Annotated in this window: 20 protein-coding genes; 15 read left to right on the top strand and 5 right to left on the bottom strand. The window is 50.1% G+C overall.

Going from position 1 to position 25,380, the window contains the following annotated elements:
• Positions 1–398 precede the first annotated feature (398 nt).
• The 3 genes from FOA19_RS15715 (at position 399) to FOA19_RS15705 (ending at position 4,929) form a co-directional block, all read left to right on the top strand.
• Entirely contained in the window at positions 399–1,883 is a 1,485-nt protein-coding gene (locus FOA19_RS15715) for a tetratricopeptide repeat protein (RefSeq protein ID WP_190300425.1), read from the top strand.
• A gap of 271 nt (positions 1,884–2,154) precedes the next feature.
• The gene (locus tag FOA19_RS15710; protein ID WP_149091723.1) at positions 2,155–3,324 is read left to right on the top strand and encodes a parallel beta-helix domain-containing protein; all 1,170 of its coding nucleotides are present in this window, start codon (positions 2,155–2,157) and stop codon (positions 3,322–3,324) included.
• A gap of 468 nt (positions 3,325–3,792) precedes the next feature.
• A complete protein-coding gene (locus FOA19_RS15705; protein ID WP_149091722.1) occupies positions 3,793–4,929 on the top strand; it encodes an AI-2E family transporter in 1,137 nt (378 codons plus the stop codon).
• Between the two features lie 161 nt (positions 4,930–5,090).
• Here the strand turns inward: FOA19_RS15705 and FOA19_RS15700 are convergent, their stop codons facing one another.
• Positions 5,091–5,441, bottom strand: a complete 351-nt coding sequence (locus tag FOA19_RS15700) for a hypothetical protein (RefSeq protein WP_149091721.1) — start codon at positions 5,439–5,441, stop codon at positions 5,091–5,093.
• A gap of 656 nt (positions 5,442–6,097) precedes the next feature.
• On the opposite strand from FOA19_RS15700, the gene FOA19_RS15695 reads away from it, so the two are divergent.
• The 3 genes from FOA19_RS15695 to FOA19_RS15685 all read left to right on the top strand — a co-directional run bounded on the left by FOA19_RS15695 (position 6,098) and on the right by FOA19_RS15685 (position 10,833).
• A complete protein-coding gene (locus tag FOA19_RS15695; protein WP_149091720.1) occupies positions 6,098–6,604 on the top strand; it encodes a cupin domain-containing protein in 507 nt (168 codons plus the stop codon).
• Between the two features lie 590 nt (positions 6,605–7,194).
• Positions 7,195–8,853: an alpha-glucan family phosphorylase gene (gene glgP / locus FOA19_RS15690; RefSeq protein WP_149091719.1), complete on the top strand. Its 1,659-nt coding sequence runs from the start codon at positions 7,195–7,197 to the stop codon at positions 8,851–8,853.
• Positions 8,854–9,606: 753 nt separating this feature from the next.
• Positions 9,607–10,833 carry a multidrug effflux MFS transporter gene (locus FOA19_RS15685; protein ID WP_149091718.1) on the top strand — a complete coding sequence of 409 codons (1,227 nt, stop codon included), beginning with the start codon at positions 9,607–9,609 and terminating at the stop codon, positions 10,831–10,833.
• Positions 10,834–10,944: 111 nt separating this feature from the next.
• Here FOA19_RS15685 and xrtN read toward each other — a convergent pair whose 3' ends face one another.
• Genes xrtN through FOA19_RS15665 form a run of 4 tightly spaced genes read right to left on the bottom strand, consistent with a single transcriptional unit; the run spans position 10,945 to position 15,806 of the window.
• Complete coding sequence (gene xrtN, locus FOA19_RS15680) at positions 10,945–12,300, bottom strand: exosortase N (RefSeq protein WP_190300424.1); 1,356 nt, start codon at positions 12,298–12,300, stop codon at positions 10,945–10,947.
• On the bottom strand, positions 12,297–14,843 hold the full coding sequence (locus FOA19_RS15675; RefSeq protein ID WP_149091716.1) for an XrtN system VIT domain-containing protein: 2,547 nt from the start codon (positions 14,841–14,843) through the stop codon (positions 12,297–12,299). Before FOA19_RS15675 ends, xrtN begins: the two co-directional genes overlap by 4 nt.
• Positions 14,833–15,165: a winged helix-turn-helix domain-containing protein gene (locus FOA19_RS15670; RefSeq protein WP_149091972.1), complete on the bottom strand. Its 333-nt coding sequence runs from the start codon at positions 15,163–15,165 to the stop codon at positions 14,833–14,835. The genes FOA19_RS15675 and FOA19_RS15670 overlap by 11 nt, the downstream gene beginning before the upstream one ends.
• Before the next feature lie 11 nt (positions 15,166–15,176).
• A complete protein-coding gene (locus FOA19_RS15665; RefSeq protein ID WP_149091715.1) occupies positions 15,177–15,806 on the bottom strand; it encodes a hypothetical protein in 630 nt (209 codons plus the stop codon).
• Between the two features lie 419 nt (positions 15,807–16,225).
• On the opposite strand from FOA19_RS15665, the gene FOA19_RS15660 reads away from it, so the two are divergent.
• The 9 genes from FOA19_RS15660 (at position 16,226) to FOA19_RS15625 (ending at position 25,118) form a co-directional block, all read left to right on the top strand.
• On the top strand, positions 16,226–16,888 hold the full coding sequence (locus tag FOA19_RS15660) for a hypothetical protein (RefSeq protein WP_149091714.1): 663 nt from the start codon (positions 16,226–16,228) through the stop codon (positions 16,886–16,888).
• Complete coding sequence (locus tag FOA19_RS15655) at positions 16,875–18,197, top strand: DUF4178 domain-containing protein (RefSeq protein ID WP_149091713.1); 1,323 nt, start codon at positions 16,875–16,877, stop codon at positions 18,195–18,197. Before FOA19_RS15660 ends, FOA19_RS15655 begins: the two co-directional genes overlap by 14 nt.
• Positions 18,198–18,205: 8 nt before the next feature.
• Positions 18,206–18,382 (top strand): hypothetical protein, encoded by a 177-nt coding sequence (locus tag FOA19_RS23415; RefSeq protein WP_190300423.1) that lies wholly within the window; start codon positions 18,206–18,208, stop codon positions 18,380–18,382.
• Positions 18,383–18,387: 5 nt separating this feature from the next.
• Positions 18,388–18,606, top strand: a complete 219-nt coding sequence (locus FOA19_RS15650; protein ID WP_149091712.1) for a DUF350 domain-containing protein — start codon at positions 18,388–18,390, stop codon at positions 18,604–18,606.
• Between the two features lie 12 nt (positions 18,607–18,618).
• Positions 18,619–20,130, top strand: a complete 1,512-nt coding sequence (locus FOA19_RS15645; protein ID WP_149091711.1) for a polyamine aminopropyltransferase — start codon at positions 18,619–18,621, stop codon at positions 20,128–20,130.
• Positions 20,131–21,759 (top strand): FAD-dependent oxidoreductase, encoded by a 1,629-nt coding sequence (locus FOA19_RS15640; protein WP_149091710.1) that lies wholly within the window; start codon positions 20,131–20,133, stop codon positions 21,757–21,759.
• Positions 21,760–21,762: 3 nt separating this feature from the next.
• Positions 21,763–22,845, top strand: a complete 1,083-nt coding sequence (locus FOA19_RS15635; RefSeq protein ID WP_149091709.1) for a hypothetical protein — start codon at positions 21,763–21,765, stop codon at positions 22,843–22,845.
• A 207-nt stretch (positions 22,846–23,052) separates the two neighbouring features.
• On the top strand, positions 23,053–23,730 hold the full coding sequence (locus FOA19_RS15630) for a response regulator (RefSeq protein WP_149091708.1): 678 nt from the start codon (positions 23,053–23,055) through the stop codon (positions 23,728–23,730).
• A gap of 2 nt (positions 23,731–23,732) precedes the next feature.
• Positions 23,733–25,118: a HAMP domain-containing sensor histidine kinase gene (locus FOA19_RS15625; RefSeq protein ID WP_149091707.1), complete on the top strand. Its 1,386-nt coding sequence runs from the start codon at positions 23,733–23,735 to the stop codon at positions 25,116–25,118.
• The last annotated feature ends 262 nt before the right edge of the window (positions 25,119–25,380 follow it).

Genomic DNA, 25,380 nt, shown 5'->3' with positions numbered 1-25,380 from the left:
TAGTAAAATTTATACTGGTTCCAAAGTTAGGAGGGAGCAGGAAATTATGCCTGTTTAGAGGCTGTTTTCCTAAAAACGCGGGAAAACTGAACCTTGGGATAGAAACGGCTTTGTGCAAAAACATCTAGGGGAATACCTCAGCTGTCTTTTTGTTTTCTTCCTGATTCCCTAAAAATAGCCTGAAATCTAAGCGAAGGCGCACAAATAAAGCGGCATTAAGTAGGGAACCTATCCCGAAAAGAGTAAATTCAATTAGAATTGCACCTCTCTGGGGTAGGTGTGCCCCCTTTCTACCTCCCGGCTCTATAGTTATGGCGCCTTTCGCCATAAATTTCGCCCTGCTAAGCTACACGCTCTGCCGTGTCCTCTGTGTCTTTTCTCTTTCAATTCCTGGAATCATGAGAAAGTCAATCCCTTACCATTGTTTCCTTTCTTGCCTGCTGTTGGGTTTTCTGATGCTCAGCGTGCGGCCTTCCTGGGCCCGTCAAGAGATGGAAGCGCCCATTCCCATCACCACCAAATCCGGGGAGGCCCGGCAGTATTACAAACAAGCCCGGGCACACATGGGCAACATGCAGCAAAACAAGGCCGCGCAAGCCCTGGACAAAGCCCTGCAGCTGGACCCCGATTTCTCCATGGCACACCTGCTGCGGGCCCAGGTTTCTGGACCGGACCCGGAAAATTTCCTGGAGCACTACAACAAAGCCATCGCCCTGAAAAGCAACGCCTCTGAAGGGGAACAGCTGATGATTTCCGTGATGCAGGCCTCCGTGGAGAACAGGTCGGAGGAAGCCATGCGCCACTTGACTACCCTGGCGGAGCGTTTCCCCAATGACAAGTACGTGCACCTTCTGAACGGCCAGTTTGCCTTGAACAACAATGATGCGGACAAAGCCATTCTGCATTTAGGGAAAGCGGTGGCGTTGGATTCTCACTTTGGGGATGCATACAACCTGCTAGGCTACGCTTATACCCAGAAAGAAGACTTCGGCAAGGCCGAGGAGGCGTTCAGAAACTACATCAAGGCTAGCCCCAAAGAGGCCAATCCGTATGACTCCATGGGCGATCTGCTCACCAAGCGGGGCAAACACCAGGAAGCCATCCAGAACTACAAGAAAGCCGCCGCCTTGGACCCCGGGTTCAACGTTTCGCTCACCAAAATAGGGCACAACTATTTGTTCATGGGACAGTTGGACGAAAGCCGCAAAGCCTACCAGTACGCCGAAAGCAAGGCACCCCTCTACACCGAGAAAGCGGACAACATCATGGCCCTGGCCGAGTCATACCTGTGGGAAGGCCGCTACAAAGAAGCCATCCTAGCCACTGACCGGGGAATAAAACTCCTGCAGCAACACCATAGCACGTACTACCTTATTTGGGCCTATTTGCAGCAGGCGCAAATCTACACCCAGATGAATGACCTGCCTAAAGCCAAAGCCAGTCTAGCCCAGCTAATTCCATTGCAAAACAGGGAAGAGCTCATCCCTTACCAAAAAGCCAATCTCCAGCTACGGCAGCTGTTTGTGGAAGCCTTAATGGCAGCCAAAGCCAAGGATTATGCGCAAGCCACTGCTAAAGCAGGTGAGTTCAAGGCCAAGGTGGAAGCAACCCCCAATGCAGGGCAAATGCAGGAATACCATAAACTCATGGGCATTATCGCATACCAGCAGGAAAACCCCAAAGACGCCCTGACCCACTTGGCCCAAGCTGACCAGAACAGTCCCCGGGTGCTGTATTACCAATCCCTGGCCGAAGCCAAGGTTGGGAACACAGAGAAAGCTGCCCAACTGGCGAAGAAGCTCAACTCCCTCAATGAGCCTAGCTCCGAGTATGCTTTGGTGAAAGCTTCCATGGCCAAAACCAAATTGGCTTCTAATAAGTGAATAAAAGCTGATGTCCACCTATTCCAAGCTGTTTGCTTCGGCTTGGAATAAGGGAGGGCAGCTTTCTTTTGGCGGGAGGTGTGGAGCTCAAATGCCCTTGTACCAAAAACGCTGGCGCAATCTTCCATTGTGACTTGCATCTTCTTGTTGTCCCCTGATTTGCGCTTTCCTTAATGCCTTTCTTCAGGTCCTTCGTGCGCCGGGCTAGGTTTAACCGCCCGGATGAGTAGCTGGCCTCGTGTTGTTTACTTATGTCCTAACCAAAAGAACTATGCGTTCAACTCTTACCAACCAACCTGCAACAGGCTATGGTTTTACCTTAAAACTGGGAAAATGGGCTCTATTCATGGTCACGCTCCTGTTATTCTCCTGTGAGGAAGAGCCAGTACCCCAACCCACTGCTTTCCTTGAGGCAGATGCTATGGCCCAAGTTAAAGGGAAACCTGATATTGTGGTAAAACCTGGCACTTCCATCCAGGCAGCGGTGGACCAGGCATCGGCTGGAGATGTGATCAAAATTCTGCCCGGCGTGTACAAAGACACCGTGGTGGTGAACAAGCCTAACATTACCCTTATTGGCAGTGGCGCCGTGGTTATTGAAAACCCCGGTAAAGCCCACAACGGGATTAGGGTGGGTTCGGCGGGAGACGGCTTCAAGTTGTACAATGTCACGCTCCGGAATTTTGAGGAAAACGGAGTCATCCTCATCCGGGCCGATGGGTACGTCTTGAGCCATGTCACGGCCCTCAACTGCGGCGAGTACGGGTTGTTTCCTATCGCGTCTAACCATGGGCTTATTGAGCACTGCATTGCCCGGGGTCATACAGACAGTGGCATTTACATTGGTCAATCTGAAGACACGGAGTTGCGTTTTAATAAAACCTCTGAGAATGTCATTGGGTTGGAGATTGAAAATTGCTCCAGGGTGGTGGCCCGCAATAACCAAAGCTATAACAACTCGGCGGGTGTGCTGGTGGTGCTTTTGCCTGGCCTCAGGGTGACCACTTCTTCAGATATTCTGCTCCAAAACAACAGGGTAGTGGACAATAACCACGTGAATTTCTCTGAACCTGGCGGCGGGTTTGAGAATTTCGTACCCACCGGCTCTGGTATTCTGGTGGTGGGCACAGATAATACCACCCTGGAACGGAATCTGGTCATGAACAACAATTTCCTGGGAATAGCTGTGGTGAGTACCCGTTTGCTGGGCGGATTGGCCGGCCTGCCCCCCGAGGCTTTTTTGCTGATTAACCCAGACCCAGACGGCACGCGGGTGCTCAACAATGTGGTAAAGAAGAACGGGGCATCGCCGCCAACTCTGCCTATTCCCTTCCCTGGCGTAGATCTTTTCTGGGATGGCTCTGGAACTGATAACTGCTGGTACAAAAATAAATATGACACCAGTTATCCGGCCGTTCTGCCAAGCTGTGCAGGAATTTGAAATAGATCAGCTTTTCTTTTCCCTGAGGCGGCATTGGTTCTGCCTCAGGGAAATTCTTATATCACCTCATTTATAGGAAAGCTGAACCTATTGCCTACCAAAAGGCCATTCGCTGCTTATTCAAATAGTTATCTTGTTTGCTTGAATTCAGGTTAAGAACTCAAGGAGGAAGTGCCGAAAAGAAATGGGGGAGCCCTTCCTTCTAAGCCAAAGAGTGGCTATTTTATGTTTAAGGCGCCTTTTTTAGAAAACAGGCCTAAAGCACGGCTTTTAGTTCCAGGCCTTCTGATGTTGCCTGCTTTCTGGTTGGGAATGGTATCCTGGGTTTGTAGTGTAAATCCAAACCTGTTGGAATTTAACATTCAAGTTATGAAGAGGAAGTTTTAAAATGGATTAGGAGTCTTCCTTCTCAGGTAGAAAGCGGAAGAGGCTGGGCAACATTCTAATATCATTGTAGTACACCTTGCTATGACTTCTTCAGAACCGTTTTACAAGAAGAGTACCCTCACCTTATTGGGTATTATTCTGCTGGTGTACGTGATGTACACGCTGGCTGATATTCTGGTACCCATTGCCTTTTCGCTGCTGCTTGCCATTCTGCTCAATCCGTTGAACAGCCGCCTAATGCGCCTGAAGGTACCCACGGTGCTCTCCATTATTCTTACGCTGCTCATCGCTTTAATCATTTTGGGAGCTATCCTGTATTTTCTTTCCGCCCAGATAGTCCAGTTTGGGGAGATGATGCCGGCCCTAAAGCTGAAGTTCACCCAGATACTGACCGATCTTCAGAATTTTCTGCAAACCAAGTTTGGGGTCAGTATTCAGAAACAAACCCAGTTTCTGAAAGACACGGCCAGCGGTGGGAAAGCCCTGGTGGGCCAAACGGTGAGTGGTGTGCTGGGCGTCTTTAGCTTACTGTTCCTGATTCCGGTGTATATTTTTCTGTTTCTGCTGTACAAGCCCCTGATCCTGAACTTTATTTTTGAGGTATTTTCTACAAAGGACACCAACCCCGTTGCAGAGATTCTGCACGAGACCAAAGCGGCTATCCAGAGTTACATTGTGGGTTTGCTCATTGAGGCGTCCATTGTGGCGGTTATGAATTCTACAGCCCTCCTGATTTTAGGCGTACCGTACGCAATCCTGTTGGGCGTGATTGGGGCTATCCTGAACATGATTCCCTATGTGGGGGGCTTGGTCGCGATAACGCTGCCGGTATTGATGGCCACCGTTACCCAAGACGGCTATACCACCCAGTTGTTTATCATCGGGGCCTACCTACTTATTCAGTTTATAGATAACAACGTGCTGGTGCCTCGCATTGTCTCCTCCAAAGTGAAGATCAACGCGTTGATTTCTGTCTTGGCCGTTTTGTTGGGAGGAGCCTTGTGGGGCGTATCGGGGATGTTCCTGTCCATCCCTTTGGTGGCCGTGCTGAAAATCGTATTCGACCGCATTGAAGGCCTGAAACCCTGGGGCAAGATCTTGGGAGATCAGATCCCCGACAGTTACCCGGGCCAAGTCTCGCCCAATTCAGCCACGCCTGTGGTGCATGACCGGATGGAGAAATTTGTTGATGCCGATGATCGGAACAAAGAAGCCTAACGGGAAGTCTTAAAGCTATTCAAGGTAATCGCATGAACAGACAACCCTCTTCTACCTTCCGTGGAGAGGGTTGCTCGTTTATTCTTGTTTATGGGAGCAAGGATAGAAAGGCGCTTTCCACTGTTCCGGAGAAAGGTGTGCTTAGGAGTCCACCTGGTTCATTAAGCGGCAGAGACATTAAGGAAGGGGAACATATTCTTCATCACCTCTTTAAAGGAGTGAAATGCCCTTAGGTACAGAAAAAGGTCATTCTTTGGATCATTCTGCATGTTGGTGGCTTCCAGAATAAGGCAGTCCAGGTGCCAGATCACGCAATCAGGGTTCTCATTCTCCATGAGCTTAGCGTTCTCGCTCAGGATATTCCGGTAGGAGGTGGCTACCAAAAGAACTTCTTCTATGGCTTCGCCGCGCTCATAGGTTTCAGATTGAAGCAAGGAAAGGAGTTTCCCGGCTATCCTGGCATCTAAGTATTCAGGAGTTTCTGCAGAGGGTGAGTTGTAGAAATTGCCCATTGGTTTTTCTCTCCAATAATTTTATTTTTCCTTTACAAAGATAACTTCTTTGGGTGTGATATAAATTTCATTTTTCAAACAATGTAGTAGCACCTAAAGGGTGGTTTTTGACCTGTAAGCTACCAGTTTATCTACCAACTATTTTCTTTCTTTTATGAAGAGAGGCAAAAATGATTCATTCCTTGTACCTGCCGTTTGGTTAACTGAAAGCTACCCTGAAGGTTTGTCTGAGGTCTTTCGGAGAAATTATGAGGTCTTTTGCGAAAGTGACAGGTGATTTCTCTGCTGTGGTTCTTTGTTAATGTCTTCCTATTAGGTAACTGCCCGAAAAACACAAACTGTAATTAAACGAAGGGAGGTATATCACTTTATATTTTGTAAATATTTCAATAATAGCATTATCGAATATATAATTTAATTTTTTAGAACATGCCGGTATAAGGCATGTTGTTTGATGTTATAAATAAATCTGCCAGTTTCTTCTAGCTAAATTAACACTTGCCAAGAACACTGAAGGTATTGTTTAGAGCCTAGTTTTGTGAAAACCCGCCAAAAGCGGAAGAACCGGTTGTAAACCTGTTAGTGGGAAAAATTTATGTGGTTAATTAATCTTCTGCTATTAAATTAGCCGCTGTACACCTATACCAGATCAAATTATGTCCTCTACTGAAGACCAAAAACAAGCCCTTTTCCAAGAAATAGAACAAGAACTGACTTCCAAGGGATTTACCGTGGCCAGTCAGGACCAAACCAGGCCCTGGGGCGGCTTCTTCGTGATTGATGAAAACCAGGCCCAGGATTTTGCCGATACGTATTTTGACGGGATCTCCGTGGATGACCTCCGGATATCAGGGAAACTGAGCCCGAAGATTTTGGTAGTGGCCCCAGAGAAGCGCCTTTCCTGGCAGTACCATCACCGCCGCGCCGAGATCTGGAAAGTGGTGAAAGGGAAAGTGGGGGTAGTCACCAGCCCTACAGACGAAGAAGGCCAACTGCAGCGCCTAGAGCCGGGTGCCCTTATCACCCTGAAACAATCTGAACGCCACCGGTTGGTGGGCTTAGAGGAGTGGGGAGTTCTGGCCGAGATCTGGCAGCACACAGATGTCTCCAATCCCTCCAACGAAGATGATATCGTTCGTGTACAGGACGATTTCGGCCGGTAAGATGGAAGTCCAAAAAAGCATAGTTGCGTCGTAGTCCAACTCCTGAGGCTATTTTGCCTTTAAGTTTATGGCATCAGCTTGCTAGATGCCACGTTCGTAGATTTTCTTTGACCATCAGGCTGCAAGCCTATGAATAGAACGCCTCTGTTTCAGGGCCGGTTTTGTGAAATCGGCTATGAAACAGAGGCGTTTGTATTAAGAGCTAAGCAGATTGGAAATCAATCCCGGTATTCAGGCAAAAGCAGTGGGAAGTACCTTTAAGGATGTTGTATTAGCCTCATTTGTAAATAGATAAAGATTTATCTGGTTAGTTTAGTCGCTTTGATGTTTAAAGCCCAGCTCTGAAAGGTGCGTTTTTAAGATTTCTGTGGTTGCAGCCAAATTATAGGGCTAGGAAGGAAGCCAAAGGCCATTTCTGGCTTTTGCCTAGAAAGATATTTTCAAGTGTTTGTTTCTGTGTTAGATTATGGCTAGTATTAATACGCATTTTTCATTGCGGCAACCTGGTTCAGTTATAAAGGCTGGTACAGGGATTGCTTCAGGAGAGCCAATCGTTCAGAATTGTTTTACCCTACGTCGGCCCACATCATATGGCAAACTATAACAAATGGTATCATCCGTATACCATTAATGAGAAGTACAGTGAGCGAGTGGCTTACTTCAGTATGGAATTTGGCATCCACCAGGCTCTGAAAATCTATTCGGGCGGATTGGGGTACTTGGCCGGCTCGCACATGCGCAGCGCCTACGAACATCGGCAGAACATGATCGGGATTGGCATTCTCTGGCGCTACGGGTACTATGACCAGGTGCGCACCGATGACCAGATGATGGGCGTTCAGTTCCAGAAGAAGTATTACGCCTTCCTGGAAGACACCGGCATCATGGTGCAGGTAACCATCCACAACAATCCGGTTTGGGTCAAAGCCCTGGTACTGCCCGCCGAGACCTTCGGGACGGTGCCCATGTACTTCCTTACCACCGACATCCCCGAGAACGATTTCCTGAGCCGGACCATCACCCACCGTCTGTACGACCCTGAACTGCCTACGCGCATCGCACAGAGCATCATCCTAGGCATTGGAGGAGCCAAAGTGGTGGAAACCCTGGGCGGCGCCGCCATCTATCACATGAACGAAGCCCACGCCTTGCCGTTGGTCTTCCACCTGTTTGACAAGTACCGCGACATCCACGAGGTGAAAAAGCGCATGGTTTTCACCACGCACACCCCAGAGAAAGCCGGGAACGAAGAGCATGACGTGGACCTGCTGGCCAAGATGTCTTTCTTCGGTCCCTTGCCCGTGGAGGAGGCGCGGCGTATCTCCGGTACGTACGGCACCAGCCTCAACTACACGCTTACGGCTTTGCGGCTGGCCAAAATCGCCAACGGCGTGTCAAAGCTGCACGGCGATGTCTCCCGCGAGATGTGGTACGGCAATGAGGGCGTGAGCGAGATCAAATCCATCACCAATGCCCAAAACGTTTCTTATTGGCAGAATCCTTCTTTGCGGCAGGCCCTGGAAGCCAACGATGATGAGCAGTTGGTACAGTTGAAGTGCGAGATGAAAAAACCGCTCTTTGAGGTAGTGGCCGACCAGACCGGGAAGATTTTCAAGAACGATGTGCTCACCATTGTCTGGGCCCGCCGGTTTGCCGCCTACAAGCGCGCCGATCTGTTGCTCTATGACCTGCACCGTTTCTTTGAGCTCATCAACCGCGAAGGGCAGCCCGTGCAGGTGATCTGGGCCGGAAAGCCTTATCCCTTTGATTACGGCGCCATCAGCATCTTCAACAAGCTTATTGAGGTATCGCACCAGAAGAAGAATGTGGCCGTGCTCACCGGCTATGAGTTAGACCTTTCTGCCAAACTGAAACAGGGCGCCGATATCTGGTTGAACACCCCACGTCGCCCCAGAGAGGCCTCAGGGACCAGCGGAATGACCGCCGCCATGAACGGCGCCATCAACTTCTCAGTACAGGACGGCTGGATTCCGGAGTTCGGGAAGCACGGCGAGAACAGCTACCTGTTCCCCATCGTGGATACCACCTTACCGGATTATGAACAGGACCAGGTAGATTACACCAACATGATGCACATCCTGGAGACCGAGATCATTCCGGCCTATTATGTGGATCGTAAGAAGTGGGTGAGCATCATGAAGCAGAGTATGCGGGATGTCACGGCCTATTTTGGATCAGAGAGGATGGCGGATGAGTATTATCATTTGCTGTACCAGGATGGGAAATAAGAAATAGTTTTAGCGTTTAAGTTTTAAGGTGTTTGGAAAGGTTTATGCCTTTCTGAACACCCTTTTTCTTTTTATAAGCCTTATGATTAGCTGCTTGGCTTTTCTCAGGAAGCTGCTTGAGTTTGCTTGTGTATGCGTAGTCCGTTTGTGCTGGCGTGGCGCCGTAGTTGTCGTGGGTGCATGAGCTTTATTGTTGTATTGTTGGGCTCCGTGCGCTCACGGCCGCGAGGCCCCGCCTTCCGGCCTCGCGCTGCGCCAGCTTCCTTTGCTCCCTTTCGGTCGCAATGCCTGCGGCACCGGAACCTGGCAAGGCGCTCAACCGAAAGGCTGGATTTGATACAAGTAGTCATAGCCTATACATCCAAGCACAGCGAAACTTCCCATACTTAGCCAAAAGGAGAGAAGCGTTAACAGATTTTATTCCCCTCCTCGGAGGGGTAGGGGTGGGTGAACTTTTCATGGTTCAAGTCTGTGACTTGGACCTACCATGACTGGCAGTTTGCAACTGCCGTGAGCCTCATTATGATTTGAAATGCAAATTCATCATTTACAGATGATGCCTGGAATTTTACAACTGCTAAAACCAATGTTCCTTTTCTGCCTGATTTTTGAAAAACACCTTCAAAACAGTAGGCTGGTTGCGGAGGATACCCGTAGATAAAAGCTGGTTTCACAGATGGTACCTGGTACGTTGGGGTTTTCTGGGTGATTGACCTAGAGATGCCGTACCTTTGCCCTCTTTGGCTTACAGTTATGACGCGTAAACAGTATTTCCTTATTATCCTGATTCTGGGCTCCCTCTCCACCATCAGTCCCTTTTCCATTGACATGTACCTGCCGGGCTTTCCGGCCATTGCCGAGGATCTTCATACCACCATTTCTACCGTTCAGCTTTCTCTAACAGCCTATCTTATTGGTATTTCGGCGGGGCAGTTGTTATACGGACCACTGCTAGATCGTTTCGGGCGTAAGTACCCCTTGTACGTGGGCTTGGGCGTGTACATATTGGCCTCCATCGGGTGTGCCATGTCCACTTCCCCCGATATGCTCATCAGCATGCGCTTTCTGCAGGCAGTTGGCGGATGTGCGGGTATGGTGGCGGCGCAGGCCCTGGTTAGGGACCTGTTCCCGGTCACGGAGACCGCAAAGGTTTTCTCCTGGTTGATTCTGGTAATTGCCGTGTCGCCCATGATTGCGCCCACGGTGGGCGGTTACATGACGGCGGCGTTCGGCTGGCCATCGGTGTTCCTGGCTTTGGGCGGTATTACCCTGTTGATTCTGACTGGGATTTTCTTTGCCTTGCCCGAAGGAAAACAGCCTGATGCTTCCATGTCGCTTAAACCGAAGGCGGTGCTTGGCAATTTCCTCACTGTGCTGCGCAACCCGCAATTTCTGGTGTATACCCTGGTAGGCGGAATTGCCTCCGCAGCCCCCTTTGCCTACATCTCCGGCTCCCCAGACGTGTTCATGAACATCTACAAGGTGAGTGAGCAGGAATACGGCTGGATATTCGCCATTCTTTCGGTGGCCATGATCGGCTCGCCGCAGTTCAACCACATCCTGTTGCGGAAACTCAAAAGCGAGCAGATCATCAGAATGGGCCTTCTTTACCAGACCGTGGTAGGAACCCTGATGGTGCTGGGGGTGTATGCCGGCTGGTTTGACCAACTGGGCCTGATCATCGTGCTGTTCCTCTTTCTGCTGGGGCAGGGGCTTACCGCGCCAAATGCCTCGGCTTTGTCTCTGGCGCCTTTCTCCCGTTTTGCCGGTAGCGCCTCCGCTTTGGGAGGAAGCTTCCGGATGGGTATCGGGGCTTTGGTTTCGGGCGCGGTGAGTTTACTCCACAACGGCACGGCCTTGCCCATGGTAGCCGTCATGACCTCTTGTACCATAGGTGGCATTCTGATCTATTTCCTGGGTCAACAAAGCGCCAAAGACTACCGGCAAGCCGAGTTGGCCGGTGCAGTACCTGAATTGTAATCTGAACCTACATTAAGTTGAATGCCCTGTTTTGCGGCTGTTTTACCAAAACAGCCGCAAAACAGGGCATTCAACTTTACTGAGTATTGGGGAATGAAGACTTGGTGCAGCTTACCTGTGCGCTACTTTGTTTGTGATGGCTTTGCTTTCCAGCAATTGGGTTACTTGCCTTACTAGTTCTTCCTCAGAGGCGGCCGTAACGTTGACCAGGTGGAACGCCGGTTCTCCCTTTGCCATGCGCCAGCGCCAATCTGCTTGTTCAACGGTTTGGTACTGCCCATTGTCCATCCACCAGGCAGTATGTAAAAGCGCTTTCTCTTTCTTGAGAATGCCCGTGTAAACCAGGTGGCCCCCAATATCACCAAGACTGATGTTCTGAAACAAATAGCCGCTTCCTTCCCAGCAAATCATGGGGTGATGCTCTGTGGAGTAAAAGGCCCTGATTGGTTTCATGTAGATAAGGGCTTTTTCATTGGTGAATTTATGCACTCCATCTTGCAGCAATTCCTTTTGAAAACCCGGCGCCTGTATTTGGGCTACTATTTGGGAAGATACCTTTTTTTGCTGCACTTTAAACCCACACACGGTCACACTCACCAGCAATCCTACATGTAGCCAAAGAACCTTCTTAGGAAAAACCCACTGAGGGGTTTCTGGCTGTTCCGTGCGCGGTAGTCTCATAGATGCTTTTCTGGCCAGAAAGTAAAAAGGTAAGAGGGTGTACAGCACCAGGCAAAGTAGGCCAACCACATCGTGCATGGGGTTGGAAGGACCAATTTGCAGCAATACCAATACCAAGATCCGAAGGAGGTTACTAACCAGGTTAAGACCCAGGACCAGGAGCAGTAATCCAAACAACATCCAGGTGGTCCAGGCTTTCTGTTGGGTGCGGTGCACGTGCGCGAGCAGGAAAACCGCTATCATAAAGGAGAAGGATAGCAAGTGAAGGCCTGCACACGCCGGATCAACGGAGTACTCTTGCCCGTTCAGTAAGATGATGTTTCCGGCCGCTTTTGCCGAATCATACATAAAACCTATGAGGAAGGCTGCAGCCCTGGTAAGCTCCAGCCGAAGGGGAAAGCTCAGGATATCTGCCACGTACCCGAAAATAGGGGAAGCCACCGAAAGCATGAGCAGGGGGTAAATCCCTGATCGGCCCAGCAGCGTTTGCGCGGCAAACCATAGCACCAGCAGAAAACCAAAAAAATATACCGTGGTAATCTGGTAGTACCCCGAAAATGCCAGGATGCACCCGGTGACCAATAAAAGAAGAGGCGAGGTTTTCTGGGGCGTGCGCAAGGTGATGAACGGAAGCAAGGCAAGTCCCAAAAGCCACTGCGGATTCCAGAGCAAGTATTGGCGCAGGAAAAAGGCGGCAGTGAGCAGATAGCCCATGCCGATCAACCATGCTAACAGATAGCGTTGCGGGAGGAGAAGCCTGGAGGAATTAAGAGGTAGGTGCATCATGATAGTAGCCGAGGCTTGAGAACCGAAATAGATACGACCAGGAGTACAATGATGATAAGGGCCCATTCGTGTGGCTCAGGAACGGCGCCAGAAGATTTCACACTGGCATTTCCCAGGCTGTTCTTGCTTTCTTCAATCCCGAAGCGTTCATAGTCTTTTTTGGTTTCCAGAACCACCAAGCTGGAAAGCGGGCTTACCACATTGGCCTGGGCTGCCTCTTCAATCAGGTTTGTCTCCAGAAAGTCCTTCTGGAAATACTTAGGGCCAATTTGTTGCAGTAAGTGATTATAGGCAAAAAGGCGCATCAAATGATCAGGGCCATTTAGTTGGGAAGTAGCAGTAGACGGGGTGCGGGATATCTTTATTTGAGCTTCGTCCAAAACCACGGCATTGGGATCAGAGTCAGGTCTTACAAACTTTTTTTCGGTTAAAAGTTGCGCCAACTCAGCAGAAGAACCTTGGGCGAACTGAATCAACCTCAGTTCCTTCAAAGTTCTGAGGTAGGGCGAAGGTTGTCCTGTTAAATGGAATAGCCGGATGGACTTCTGTTTTGAGGCTGTTTTTGCAAATTCATCTGCGAAACGGCTGCCTTCCAAATCCTTTAGATTGGGAGAGTTGCCGGTGCTTTTGCTGATGATGAGGGCTTGTTCGGGGTCTTTGACCAGGTGCAGCGGAAACAGCGAGAAGTTTTGCTCCTGAAGAAGCTGGAACACCGTGAGGTGGTTTTCGGGGGTGAGTTTCGTCATGGAAGAACCGTAGGCGTACACCTTGGCGCCTTTCACCGCCGCCCACACCGAGGTAAATTCCTTCAGGGTCCAGGATTTGTTCAGGTCAAGGTAAACCCGGGTGGGCTGGAATGGTTCGTATTCTGGTTTGTGCGGCTGCATGTGGTAGGTTTGTCCCTCAAAGGCAAAACCAGCAGGACTGACGTTGGAGGCTTTCACTTTAAACTTCCAATCTGGGGAGTAAGCGCCGTAGCGTTCAAACCTGCCAAGAGTTGTCGGCTCAAAACCACTGGGCAAGTCTGCTGGGACGGTGTCACCTTCCACCCGAATAATGGCTGTTTCTGCGGCGTTTTTAGGCGAAGGGCCGTCAAAGAAGATGTTTTCATACACCAAATTTCCGCCTTCTAAGCGGAGGGGAGAGGTAACCCCAATCTTGAACTGGCGGCTTTCCTGTGGGGTGCACGGAAAAACCCGCACGCTCACGGTATTGCCTTCCTGCCAATGCACCACCGAGGGGTCTCGGGCCTCCACGCCTACCACGGTTTTGTAGGCACTATCGGCTTTGCTTTGGGTGGTAAGATAGCCTTTTTCCTCCCGCCCGTTGATCCACAAGGAAAGCGACGTGACCACGCTGCCCTCTGGTAATTGAAAGGTGTAAATGGCTTCCTCTTGTCCCCAGTTGCTGGCGTGGTTGTTATACACCGTCAAAATCTTCTCGGTGTAACTAAAACGATGCTGCGGGAATATCTGGGCCTGGGTGATGACATTGCTGGTGGATAGGTGCGTGCCAGACCATAAGCGCTCCTGGGCCAGGTGGCGGGCATTGAACCGGCTCTCCATGATTTTCACCCGCTCCTGGGTAGAAAGATCGGGCTTGCGGAAAAGTCGGGTGGCCACTACCACCATGGGGTCATGCCGTTGTTGTTCCTCAAACTGCCGATTTGGCATTCCAAAGACGTCGAACGTCTCGCTGGCGGTTTGGTACACCAAGTCAGACTGCACAATGCGTTCGAAGATTGGGGTGGTGGGCACCTGCTGGCTCAACGCCACCCACCGAGGCAGGTCCTGGTTTTCCTGTACCTGGTACGAGTTCAGGATCCGGTTGACCTTCTCCACTCCTGATTGCCAAAGACTCAGGTAAACCAAGGCAAACAACAGCGTCACCGAAATTCCGGACACAAAGGTCCGCAGCACCGTGGTGTCTGCCTGGCTCATCCGCTTCACGGCTACTACCACCGCGATGGCCGAACACAAAGGAATAAAGATGTGCAACCCAATGCCCAAGGCAATGGCACCTATGGCTCCCACAAAGTAGTAAGGAGCCAAATAGAGCGAGAAATAGCTGAACAAAACCACCCCGGTTCCCAGAAGAAATACCATCGTCAACTGAAGCGCCCTGGGAAGCAAAGATCTGAAAGAATAGCCCATCATGGCCAGAGAGGTAAGGATCAGCCACCCGGTAAACCAATCTACGGATGGTAGGAAAATCTTCATTTCCTTATTCAGCGCGAAATCACTGATCAGCCCTAAGACCAGAAACAGCATCAGGTGATTTAACATCTGCAACGGCTCCTTGAAGCGGAAGAACTTGCGGAACACCAAGGTGAGGAAGTAACCTGCCGCAATCAGGTAATTGAACAGGAAAATGCCCCCAAAGCTTTCTCCATGCTCCCATAAGCGCCATTCCTTTAGGAGGAAAATGCTGTAGGAGATGATAATCAGGATGAAGCCGGTAAGAAGTAAAGGTTTCTTCGTCAGTTGCGGGGATGTCTCTTCTGGGGTGGGTTTGCTTAAAGTACTTTGTGTTTCAAAGTTCATAGTTAAATTTTTTTGATGGAGTATTGAGTCTGTTATTTAAAATGAGTTGTTCAAAGGCGTTCAGGTGCTGGTGGAAGGCATTTTTACCGTACTCGGTGGCAGCATAAGTGGTGTAGGGTTTTCGGTCTAAATACTGTTTGTCTACTTTCAGGTACGTGGCCACTTCAAGCGCACGCAGGTGGCTGGCCAGGTTGCCATCGGTGAGGTGCAGGGTTTCTTTGAGGGTGCTGAAATCTGCCCGTTCCCGCACCATCAGCACCGACATGATGCCTAGCCGCGCCTTGCTCTCGAAGGCTTTGTTCATCTGCTCCAGATAAGTCATCCCCATACCACCTAGGCCTTCCGGTCATACTTGAAATACATGATGGCGCCGTACAGGATATGCAGCACACCAAACCCGATGGTCCAGGAAAGCAAGCCATATCCAATGAAGAAGCAAGCCATCAACCCTAATCCCATCTCGCAGAGGCCCAAATAGTAAATGTCACGCAGGGTGTACTTGCTTGCGTTCAGAAGTGCCAGGCCATAGAAGAGTAACATGCTAGGAGCAATGAGGTAAATGACTTGGTGGTACAGCAACACGCCACAGAAAATACCCCCCGCGCCCAGCGGAATGGCCAGGTTGACCAGTAGTCGTTTTATCTGGTTATCCCACACCAACTGGTTCGCTTGGCGGGCTTTTCTTACGGTAAAGAAGATGCCGGAACTTAACGCAGCTACTAGTACAGCCGCGGCAACCAAGCAAAGAAAAACAACTGTGTCCCAATTAGGGGTGACTTCATACATGTTGCGGGTCACCAAATGGTGACTGTCAAGGTACCAGTTCACTACTCCGGCACCTAGTAAGGCGAAAATGCCGGCAAATACGCCAGACAAACCACTTAAGGAAATAAAGCGGGAAGACCGGTCCATGATGCGCCGGATCTCTTTCAGGGTTTCTAGGTGTTCTAGTTGTGTAGCCATGTAAAGTACTTTGTGTTTCAAAGTTAGTAGTACTCCTTGCATTTGCAATATGTTGCCTGAAAAATATTTTCCTCGCATTGTATGAAACTGCCTTTGAGCAATATTTCCTCGACAAGTACCAACTAGTTCTTGCTTCACAATTCATTCAAGTAGTTGCCTTGTTTGAATAAGCTAATACAGAGTAGTTTATACCTCCTGAAATCCTTTTGTTTGGCTTTTAGAAGGTAATTCACATGAAGGACAAGGGCAGGAATGCTGCTTCAGAAAATTTAAGGGTTGATTTTGAATTTTAGCAATAGCGTTTCTTTTCAGGTGGCAGGCAGTATTGATTTCAATATTTTAGTCTTATTTTTAGAAAATCAAGCTTAAAACAGGCGAGGTCTTTAGCTACCACTATCGTTTGACCCATTCACAATTGTATGATGACACCCGTGGGCATTGCCTTTTCATGCCCCTCCTGTAGTTCTCCCCTGGTTTTCAAAACTGAATATTCCCTGGCGCAAGTGTGCCCAACTTGCTTCACCATTAACCGGAAAATTCGGGTGGAGGGCGCAGGCATCCAGAAAGCAGAACCGGTGAGAGAAGAATTGAGCATTCTGCAGATTGGAGCTACCGGATCTTACCAAAATGAAGCGTTTGAGGTGATTGGGCGCATCCAGTACTTCCTCATAGAAAGCTACCGCAATCATTGGTACATTTTATATAGTAACGGCAAAACGGGTTGGCTGGGGGATTGGGCTGGTAACTACAGCCTTTTTTTGGAGTCTAGTTACACGGGGTTAGAGCCGGTCATTGAGCCAGTGGTAGGAGGTACCCTTGCCCTTTTACAATCCTCGCTGGAAATAGAAGTTATAGATATAGAAGTTATAGATAAAGTGAAGTCCATTTACTGGGAAGGAGAGGTGCCTGACCAAGGTTTGTTGGAGAAGAACTTCACTTCCATCGGGTTATTCAATACGAGTGGGCAAATGGGCATCATTCATACTTCCGGAGTTGGGGTGCCCCATGCTTACCTGGGCAAGTATGTGGAGTTACAGGAGTTGACCTTGAAAAATACGCGGGTGCACCATGAATGGCTTTGAGTTAACCCAAAAAGGGAAACTTCCGGCCCTGCCGCTGGAGGTAAAATGTCCTGACTGCAAGCATCCGCTCCAATTGTACACGTACGCCCAAGCGAAAAGCGTGGCCTGTGACCGTTGTGCACGTGTATCAGATGTGCAGGAGAATGGCTTGGTACCTGGTAAGAAAGTAGGCCGGGAAAAGCAAGAACCATTAATACCCATAGGCAGTGAGGGAAGAATAAAGGACATTCTGTACAAAGTAGTGGGCTTTGTGGTGTACAAAGAACAGAACTTCAAATATCGGTGGCGCGAATATGTGCTCTTCAACCCTGTGCACGGGTATTCTTTTCTAGCAGAATATGACGGTCACTGGACCTTCTTCCGGTTTGTCTCTGATTTCTCAAAAGGAGCCGCAAAAAACACTACTTCGCTGTATTACCTAGACAGGGAGTTTAAACTGTATAACAAATACCGCTCGCAGGTGATGTACGCCCGCGGCGAGTTCTCCTGGCAAATCACCGAAGACAATAGCCAATTTGTGGAGTATGTTGCACCGCCCTACATGCTTACGCACTCTTTCTCAAAGGTAGACCAAAGCTGGATGCTGGGGGAGCACATGGAGCCAGAGACGGTACAGGAAACGTTTTCCATCACCAGCCCCATGCCCTACAAGATTGATGTGGGTGCCGTTGAGCCGTTCTCAGATAACTTCTCTTACCAATACGTCACCAAGGTAGGCGGTATAGCGGCCATACTCTTGTTCCTGATTCAGGTGCTGTTATTTACTTTCCACCAGAACAAGGTATTGCTGGACCAAACCTTTACTGTGACGGAGGAGGCGGGCAAAGGAACTTTGGTCCCGGTACCTGGGCCTACTTTAGAAATCGGGTCTTCCTTTTTAGGGGCTACTAACTTGCAGGTGATTCTTAGGGCTCCGGTCACCAATACCTGGTTTGCCACCGGCATCTCCCTGTTGAACGTGAAGACAGGCCGAGAATATTTTGTAGAAGTGGGGGTAGAGTTTTACGCAGGCTTTGAAGATGGGGAGCGCTGGACCGAAGGAAGCCCTGGCACTGATCAGATTCTTTCCTCTATTCCGCATGGGACCTACCAGGTGTACCTGCAACCTTCCCGGGAGACCATGGCTTATGGGACCACTTTGCCAGAAACGTTCCAGTTGAAATTGGTACAGGACGTACCCATCTGGTCTAACTTCTGGATTGCCTTGCTATTAATAGGGGCGGTTCCGCTGGTGCAAGGCTGGCGGCATTATACCTTTGAAAAGAGCCGTTGGATGAACAGCGATTATTCCCCTTATGAATCGAATTAAGCAGCCCTATGAATAAATACATCAAGCAGATTTTTTTAGGCTACATCCTACTGGTGCTGGGTTATTTCAGCTATGCGGGGCTAACCGGTACCCGTTTCTTAGGTGATGACAAAGAAGAATCTGAAGCAGGTGGCTCAAGCGGTTCTTCCGGCGGCTACAGAAGACATACCTTTTACCATAAATAAAAACGATGGAATCACTCATTAACTACAAACTGGTGACGGCCTCCTTGCTGTACTCCTTTATTGGTATAGCCATTCTATTTTTTACGTTCTGGCTCCTGGAGAAAGTTACCCCGGAGAACCTCTGGAAAGAAATTCTGGAGAAACAGAACATGGCCCTGGCCACCATCTTTGCGGCCTTCATCATCGCCATCGCCATTATCATTGGCGCATCTGTACACGGGTAATCAGAGTTTTTCATGCGAGTAAACGTACAGGTGTTGCTGCTCTTTTCAGTGTTTGTGGTGGCAACATGCGGGTTGGTGTATGAGTTGGTGGCAGGTACGTTAGCCAGTTATCTGCTGGGAGATTCCGTTACCCAGTTCTCTACCATTATTGGGGTATACCTTTTCTCCATGGGGATTGGAAGCTACCTCTCAAGGTTCTTCAACAAGAACCTGATTGCCTGGTTTATCCAGGTAGAGGTGCTGGTAGCCGTGGTAGGCGGATTCAGTTCCACTATCCTGTTCCTGCTGTTTGACCGCGTGGCGTCTTTCCAGATTGTGTTGTACATGCTGGTTTCCTTGACCGGTATCTTGGTGGGGCTGGAGATTCCCCTGATCATGCGCATTCTGGAAGACCGCTTTGAATTCAAAGAACTGGTTTCCAAGGTTTTTACCTTTGACTACATCGGGGCTTTGCTGGCTTCGGTGATCTTTCCCTTGCTGCTGGTGCCGCATTTAGGCTTGCTGCGCACCTCGTACTTCTTCGGGCTGCTCAATGCGGGAGTGGCGTTGTGGCTTTGTTTTTACTTCAGTAAGGAAATCAGGTGGATATATTTTCTGCGCGCCTCCTGTGCCGCCGCCATTGTGGCCTTGGTGGCTGGTTTTGTGATGAGCGACCGTATCTTGGCCTACACTGAGAGCCTTTCGTACGCAGACAAAATCATTTACTCGGTGCAGTCGCCTTACCAGAAGATTGTGCTGACCAAAAACGACCGCGAGTTCCGGCTTTTTTTGAACGGAAACCTGCAGTTCAGTAGCTCAGATGAATACCGGTACCATGAGGCGCTGGTGCACCCCGGTTTGAATTCAGTCCAGAACCCTAAGAAAGTTCTGGTACTAGGCGGGGGCGACGGGTTGGCGGTGCGCGAGATTCTAAGATACCCTGGGGTTCAGAAAATAGTGCTGGTAGACTTAGACCAGGCCGTAACCAAGCTGTTTGCCAGCCATGAAGTCCTCAGGAATCTGAACCAACAGGCTTTATTGTCCAGGAAAGTACAGGTCATCAACACCGATGCCTTTCAGTGGCTTAAAAACAACCAGGAACAATTCGATTTCGTGGTGATTGACTTCCCAGACCCGGCCAACTACGCCATTGGGAAACTCTATTCCAATACCTTTTACAAAGTGCTTCGGGAGACGATTGCGCCCGGTGGAGCGGCGGTGATCCAGGCTACGTCTCCGTTTGTGGCCCCTAATGCCTATTGGTGCGTGGTGAATACCTTGGCAAGTTGTGGTTTTACTACCATGCCTTACCATGCCCACGTGCCTTCTTTCGGTGATTGGGGGTTTGTGTTGGCTTCTCCTGAGAAGAAGATGCACGTAAACAGCCAATTCTTGGCGCAGTTACGCTATCTTGATGGTCCTACCTTTGAGCAGATGCGCACGTTCCCCAAAGACATGCCGGCCCGCCAAACCGAAATCAACAAGTTAAACAACCAGGCCCTGGTCCGCTATTTTGAGGACGAGTGGGCCAGCTATATCAATTAGATGGCAGAGCGGGAGGAGAGGAGACGTTTCCTAAAACAGAGTGCGTTGGCGTTGGGAGGCTTGGCCTTGGGCGGTGCTTCTTTGGGTAGTTGTGCCGGAGAGGAAAAGAGGCAAATCACTGGCCGTTTGTTCGGTCCATCTTTCAAAGCAGGGCATTTGCTCAGAACCGGCCTCAAAACCGTACCCACCAAAACCGAAGAAGTAGAGGTGGTGGTGATTGGTGGCGGTGTTTCGGGGTTATCGGCTGCTCGGTGGCTCACCCAGAACTCCGGAGCCAAGGTTTGCCTGCTGGAACTGGAAGACCGCACGGGCGGGAACAGCCAGTCTGGACAAAACGCAGTTTCTGCCTTTCCATGGGGAGCGCACTACCTGCCTTTGCCCAATAACACCAATACGGAACTGCTGAAATTCCTGGAAGAAGTACAGGTTATCACCGGGTATGATGCAGCAGGTCTGCCCATCTATAATGAATACCACCTCTGCTTTGACCCCGAAGAGCGCCTGTTCATCAATGGGTACTGGCAAGAGGGATTAGTGCCCAACTGGAGCGTTCCCAAGCCTGACCTGGAGCAAATAGATAAGTTTCAGGCGTTGATGGAGGAGATGAAGGAGGCGAAGGGAGAAGACGGTCGCTTCGCATTTGACATACCCCTTGACAAGTCTTCGGCAGATGCCACCTTCCGGGATTTGGATAAGCTCACCATGCAGGAATGGCTGTACCAACAAAAGTTAGATTCTCCTTACCTGCGGTGGTACGTGGAGTATTGTTGCCTGGATGATTTTGGGGGAACCATTGAGCAAGTCTCGGCCTGGGCCGGGATCCATTACTTTGCCGCCCGCAAAGCACAGGCCGCAAATTCAGACGCGCATCGGGTACTCACCTGGCCCCAAGGAAACCATTGGCTCGCGGAAAGACTACGAGCGCAGGCCTGCCCAGACATAAGAACCGGTTCCCTGGTGTACAATATGGAAATACAGGGAAAGCAGGTGCTTATAGATTACCTGGACCTTGCCACTGATCAGCCTACTAGGCTTATGGCGAAAAAGTGCGTAGTGGCAACGCCCCACTTTGTAAGGGAGCGTTTATTGGCTAAAATCCCAAAAGAAGCCGGAAAACAGAATAGCAAGGCTTTTACTTATGCTCCTTGGGTGGTGGCAAACCTTACTTTGAAGCAAGTGCCTGGGGGCAAAGGAACCCCGCTTAGCTGGGATAATGTCATCTATGGCAGCCGATCCTTGGGGTATGTTAATGCGCAGCAACAAAGCGTGAAAGGATTCCCTGAGAAGCAGGTAATTACGTTTTACTACCCGGTGGCAGATTCGTCTCCGACTTCCCGCCAAGCGGTGTTCACCAGAAAACAGGAGGATTGGGCTGAGGTGGTACTGCAGGAACTGGAGAAGGCGCACCCCTCCATCAGAAAAGAAGTGGAGCAGCTGGATGTCTGGGTGTGGGGGCACGGCATGATCAAACCTACGCCGGGTTTCATCTGGGGAGAGGACCGGGAAAAGGCCGCTACCCCAATAAATGGAAACATTGTGTTTGCCCACTCAGACTTGAGCGGGATCTCCATTTTTGAGGAGGCCTTTTACCAGGGCATAAAAGCAGCCAACCAAATTCTGAAAACCTAGCCCATGCTCAGCCAGAAACAACCATGGCTCCAATCGGCTAAGGTAGACTTTTGGTTTATCCTGTCGCCGCCTTTTCTCTGTCTGTTGGCCATCATGCTGTTTCCGGGCTTTTTCCAGCAACATGTGAAAAGTTTGCCGGTACCCGCCTGGGTTTTGCTGGTTCTCCTCATTGACGTAGGCCACGTGTACAGCACTTTGTTCCGGACATATTTTGAAAAAGAGACGCTGCAGCAACGCCGCCAATTACTGCTTTGGGTTCCCTTTATAGCCTATGCTGGCGGAATTCTACTGTATTCTCTTGGTGAGGGCGTGTTCTGGCGCGTATTGGCTTACCTGGCAGTGTACCACTTTGTGCGGCAGCAATACGGCTTTATGCGGCTGTACTCGCGTCAGGAAGAAAGGCCTAAGTGGGAATACCTATTCGACTCTATCTGCGTGTATGCGGCTACCTTGCTTCCTTTGCTGTACTGGCACCTGGAAGGAAGCCGCCATTTCAACTGGTTTGTGGAGGATGATTTTGTCCGACTGGCCTATCCTGCCGCTGCGCCTTGGGTGGCCTTTCTGAATATCGGTTTGTTCTTGGTGTACCTGCTGAAGGAAGCATGGGTGTACTGGCAAACCAGAAGGTTTAACCTGCCCCGAAATCTGGTCATCATGGGTACGTTTCTGGCCTGGTACATAGGCATTGTTCAGTACAACGGCGACCTGATCTTTACCACTTTTAACGTAGTCTCCCATGGCATTCCCTACCTCGCATTGGTCTGGATTTCCAGAAAGAAGCAGAAAAACAGCACCAGTTCCCATCGGCAAACCAACTGGAAATATCAGCTAGTAATGGGGTTGACAGGGGTGGGCTTTTTTATCGGCTTGGTGGTAGTACTAGCCTACCTGGAGGAGGGGCTGTGGGATGCCTTGGTTTGGCGTGAGCACCCGCAGGTGTTTTCGTCTTTCCAGATGCTGCCCCAAATAGAGGATCAACTACTCTTGTCGATCTTAGTGCCTTTGCTGGCCTTGCCCCAGATGACGCACTACCTTCTGGACGGTTTTATTTGGAAGACCTCCAAACCCAAACAGCCGAAAGCCTGAACGGATAATCACGCTGGCGCTTTCGGAAATCAATACCTTCCTAAGATACCTTAGGCTCATTTTACGTCTGATTTTACAAAATTAGCCCCCAAATGAAAAAGCTGTAAAGCAGGCTTCTAGTATCCGTAAGTCTTATTTGGCACTAGTGACCTTCGTCTGTGTCAAATTCTCCCTACTTTTGTAGTCCAGCATCTTGAACCCCGAACCATGAAAATACTGCTCATTGAAGACGAACCCAAAGTAAGTGCTTTCATCAAGAAGGGATTGGAGGAGCAGATGTACGAGGTGGAGCAGGCCTACGACGGCTTTTACGGGGCCAAACTCGCCACCGAGAATGAATACGCGTTAGTGATTCTGGACGTGATTCTGCCGCGCATGAACGGGGTGGAGGTCTGTAAGCTCATCCGGCAGCAGAACCTGACTGTACCCATCCTCATGCTCACCGCGCTGGGTTCTACCGATGACAAGATCCTGGGCCTGGACTCCGGCGCCGATGATTACCTGGTCAAACCCTTTGAGTTCCAGGAACTGCTGGCCCGCATCAGGGCCTTGACGCGCCGGTCGCAGGAAAGCGTGGGCACCGAGGTGCTGAAAATTGCCGACCTGGAGCTGGATGTGCAGAAAAAGACCGTGCAACGCAAAGGCACGCCTATCTCGCTTACTGCCCGGGAATTTGCCTTGTTGCAGTACCTCCTGCGCAACAAAGAACGCGTCGTTTCCCGCGTAGACATTATTGAGCAGGTCTGGGAAACGTCCTTTGATACTGGGAGCAACGTGATAGATGTGTATATCAACTTCCTCAGGAAAAAAATTGATAAGGATTTTTCGCCCAAGCTTATTCATACCTTAGTGGGCATGGGGTACGTGATGAAGGAGATGGAGTAGAAATGAAAATCAAGACCATTCTTACGCTGCGGTTCACGGTGATCTTCACCGGGATCCTGCTTTTCTTCTCCTTGTCGGTGTATTATTTCAGCGCCCTTTACCGCAAGAACGATTTCTACGGCCGCATCCTCAACCGGGCTTACGCCACCGCCCATTACGTGCTGGACGCGGATACCGTAAGCCAACAGCAGCACGCCCTGGACCAGCGGCTCTACTTCCAGATGCTGCCCCGCGAGGTGGTGAAAGTCTTTGACCAGAATCAGAACCTTATTTTCAGCGAAGGGGAGGAGACCGTGGAGGTGCCTCCGCGGCTTTTAGAGCTCCTGAAAAAGGAAGGGGAGGTGCACATGGAAAAAGGCGACCGCCAGATGGTGGGCATGCGCTACCTGCACCGCGGGCAGGTGCACTTTGTATTCGCCTCTTCCATTGACTTGTACAACCTGAGCAAGCTGTACCACCTGCGCACCTTGTTGATCACGGGTTTCGTGATGGCCATGATCATTGTGGTGCTCTGCGGCATGGCTTTCTCCAGGGCCGCCCTTAATCCTTTTTTGAAAGTGGTTTCGGAGGTGGAGAAAATAAACGCCTCAGACCTGCACCGCCGCTTAAGCCAAGGCGATGGGGAAGACGAGGTAGCCCTGTTGGCTAAAACCTTCAACAACTTGCTGGATAGGTTGGAAACAGCCTTTGAGGTGCAGAAAACCTTTGTGTCCAACGCTTCCCATGAGTTGCGCACGCCGCTCACCGCCATGATTGGCGAGCTGCAGGTGGCCCTCATGAACAAGCGCCAACCCGAGGAGTACGAACGGGTGCTGCAGTCCATCCTGGAAGATGCCCAACTCCTGACCCAACTTTCTAACGGGCTGCTGCAAATGGTGCAGGCCAGCTCAGATTCGTCTAAAGTGCAGATGAGTGAGTTGCGCCTGGATGAACTGGTGTGGCAGGCCTGCGGAGAGGCCCGCAAACGGCAGCCGGCCATGATGGTGGAAGTGGAATTCACTGACATGCCTGAGGACGAAAACGAACTCATCATCAAGGGTAACGAGGCGCTGCTGCTCATTGCCACCGTGAACGTCCTGGAGAACGCCGGAAAATTCTCGGGCCAGAATAAAACCATCTCCGCCTCCATAGAGGTAAAGCCGAAGAACCTGGTTTTGCGGGTGCGTGACCGCGGGATCGGTATGGCGCCGGAAGACGTTCGCAAGGTGTTCGTGCCTTTCTTCCGGGCCGAGAACGTGCGCGATATCTCCGGCCATGGCATCGGTTTGCCGTTGGCGGAGAAGATCATCCAGCTCCACAAGGGCTCCATAGCGGTGTACTCACAGTTGAACCAAGGCACCGAGGTCACGATCACGCTCCCGAAACTCTACGAGGTCTTCAAGATCTGAGAAGTCACTTTCTGTCTGGTGACGTTCGTTACCGCTTCCGTTTTCTATGAGAAGCAAACCGTTTAAGGGCCAGTTTTTTGAATCTGGCCCTTAAACGGTTTTTTTTGATGCTAAGGTGGTTTCTTATAAGAACCTTAGAGAATTTTTAACTCATTCTAATTTATCTATTTAGCGCTTGTTTTTAGATAAACGGTTCTAAAACAGCTTGTTTCTAATTGCATTTTGCCTCAGCTGTTTTCCTCATAATTTTTCTTTTTAATCA

It is taken from the genome of Rufibacter hautae (genome assembly GCF_008271695.1).
Classification (GTDB): domain Bacteria; phylum Bacteroidota; class Bacteroidia; order Cytophagales; family Hymenobacteraceae; genus Nibribacter; species Nibribacter hautae.
This window is presented reverse-complemented; position numbering and strand designations above follow the sequence as displayed.

Coding starts and splice junctions, on each gene's coding strand:
- FOA19_RS15715 (WP_190300425.1), top strand. CDS start 399: ATGAGAAAGTCAATCCCTTACCATTGTTTCCTTTCTTGCCTGCTGTTG.
- FOA19_RS15710 (WP_149091723.1), top strand. CDS start 2,155: ATGCGTTCAACTCTTACCAACCAACCTGCAACAGGCTATGGTTTTACC.
- FOA19_RS15705 (WP_149091722.1), top strand. CDS start 3,793: ATGACTTCTTCAGAACCGTTTTACAAGAAGAGTACCCTCACCTTATTG.
- FOA19_RS15700 (WP_149091721.1), bottom strand. CDS start 5,441: ATGGGCAATTTCTACAACTCACCCTCTGCAGAAACTCCTGAATACTTA.
- FOA19_RS15695 (WP_149091720.1), top strand. CDS start 6,098: ATGTCCTCTACTGAAGACCAAAAACAAGCCCTTTTCCAAGAAATAGAA.
- glgP (WP_149091719.1), top strand. CDS start 7,195: ATGGCAAACTATAACAAATGGTATCATCCGTATACCATTAATGAGAAG.
- FOA19_RS15685 (WP_149091718.1), top strand. CDS start 9,607: ATGACGCGTAAACAGTATTTCCTTATTATCCTGATTCTGGGCTCCCTC.
- xrtN (WP_190300424.1), bottom strand. CDS start 12,300: ATGATGCACCTACCTCTTAATTCCTCCAGGCTTCTCCTCCCGCAACGC.
- FOA19_RS15675 (WP_149091716.1), bottom strand. CDS start 14,843: ATGAACTTTGAAACACAAAGTACTTTAAGCAAACCCACCCCAGAAGAG.
- FOA19_RS15670 (WP_149091972.1), bottom strand. CDS start 15,165: ATGACTTATCTGGAGCAGATGAACAAAGCCTTCGAGAGCAAGGCGCGG.
- FOA19_RS15665 (WP_149091715.1), bottom strand. CDS start 15,806: ATGGCTACACAACTAGAACACCTAGAAACCCTGAAAGAGATCCGGCGC.
- FOA19_RS15660 (WP_149091714.1), top strand. CDS start 16,226: ATGATGACACCCGTGGGCATTGCCTTTTCATGCCCCTCCTGTAGTTCT.
- FOA19_RS15655 (WP_149091713.1), top strand. CDS start 16,875: ATGAATGGCTTTGAGTTAACCCAAAAAGGGAAACTTCCGGCCCTGCCG.
- FOA19_RS23415 (WP_190300423.1), top strand. CDS start 18,206: ATGAATAAATACATCAAGCAGATTTTTTTAGGCTACATCCTACTGGTG.
- FOA19_RS15650 (WP_149091712.1), top strand. CDS start 18,388: ATGGAATCACTCATTAACTACAAACTGGTGACGGCCTCCTTGCTGTAC.
- FOA19_RS15645 (WP_149091711.1), top strand. CDS start 18,619: ATGCGAGTAAACGTACAGGTGTTGCTGCTCTTTTCAGTGTTTGTGGTG.
- FOA19_RS15640 (WP_149091710.1), top strand. CDS start 20,131: ATGGCAGAGCGGGAGGAGAGGAGACGTTTCCTAAAACAGAGTGCGTTG.
- FOA19_RS15635 (WP_149091709.1), top strand. CDS start 21,763: ATGCTCAGCCAGAAACAACCATGGCTCCAATCGGCTAAGGTAGACTTT.
- FOA19_RS15630 (WP_149091708.1), top strand. CDS start 23,053: ATGAAAATACTGCTCATTGAAGACGAACCCAAAGTAAGTGCTTTCATC.
- FOA19_RS15625 (WP_149091707.1), top strand. CDS start 23,733: ATGAAAATCAAGACCATTCTTACGCTGCGGTTCACGGTGATCTTCACC.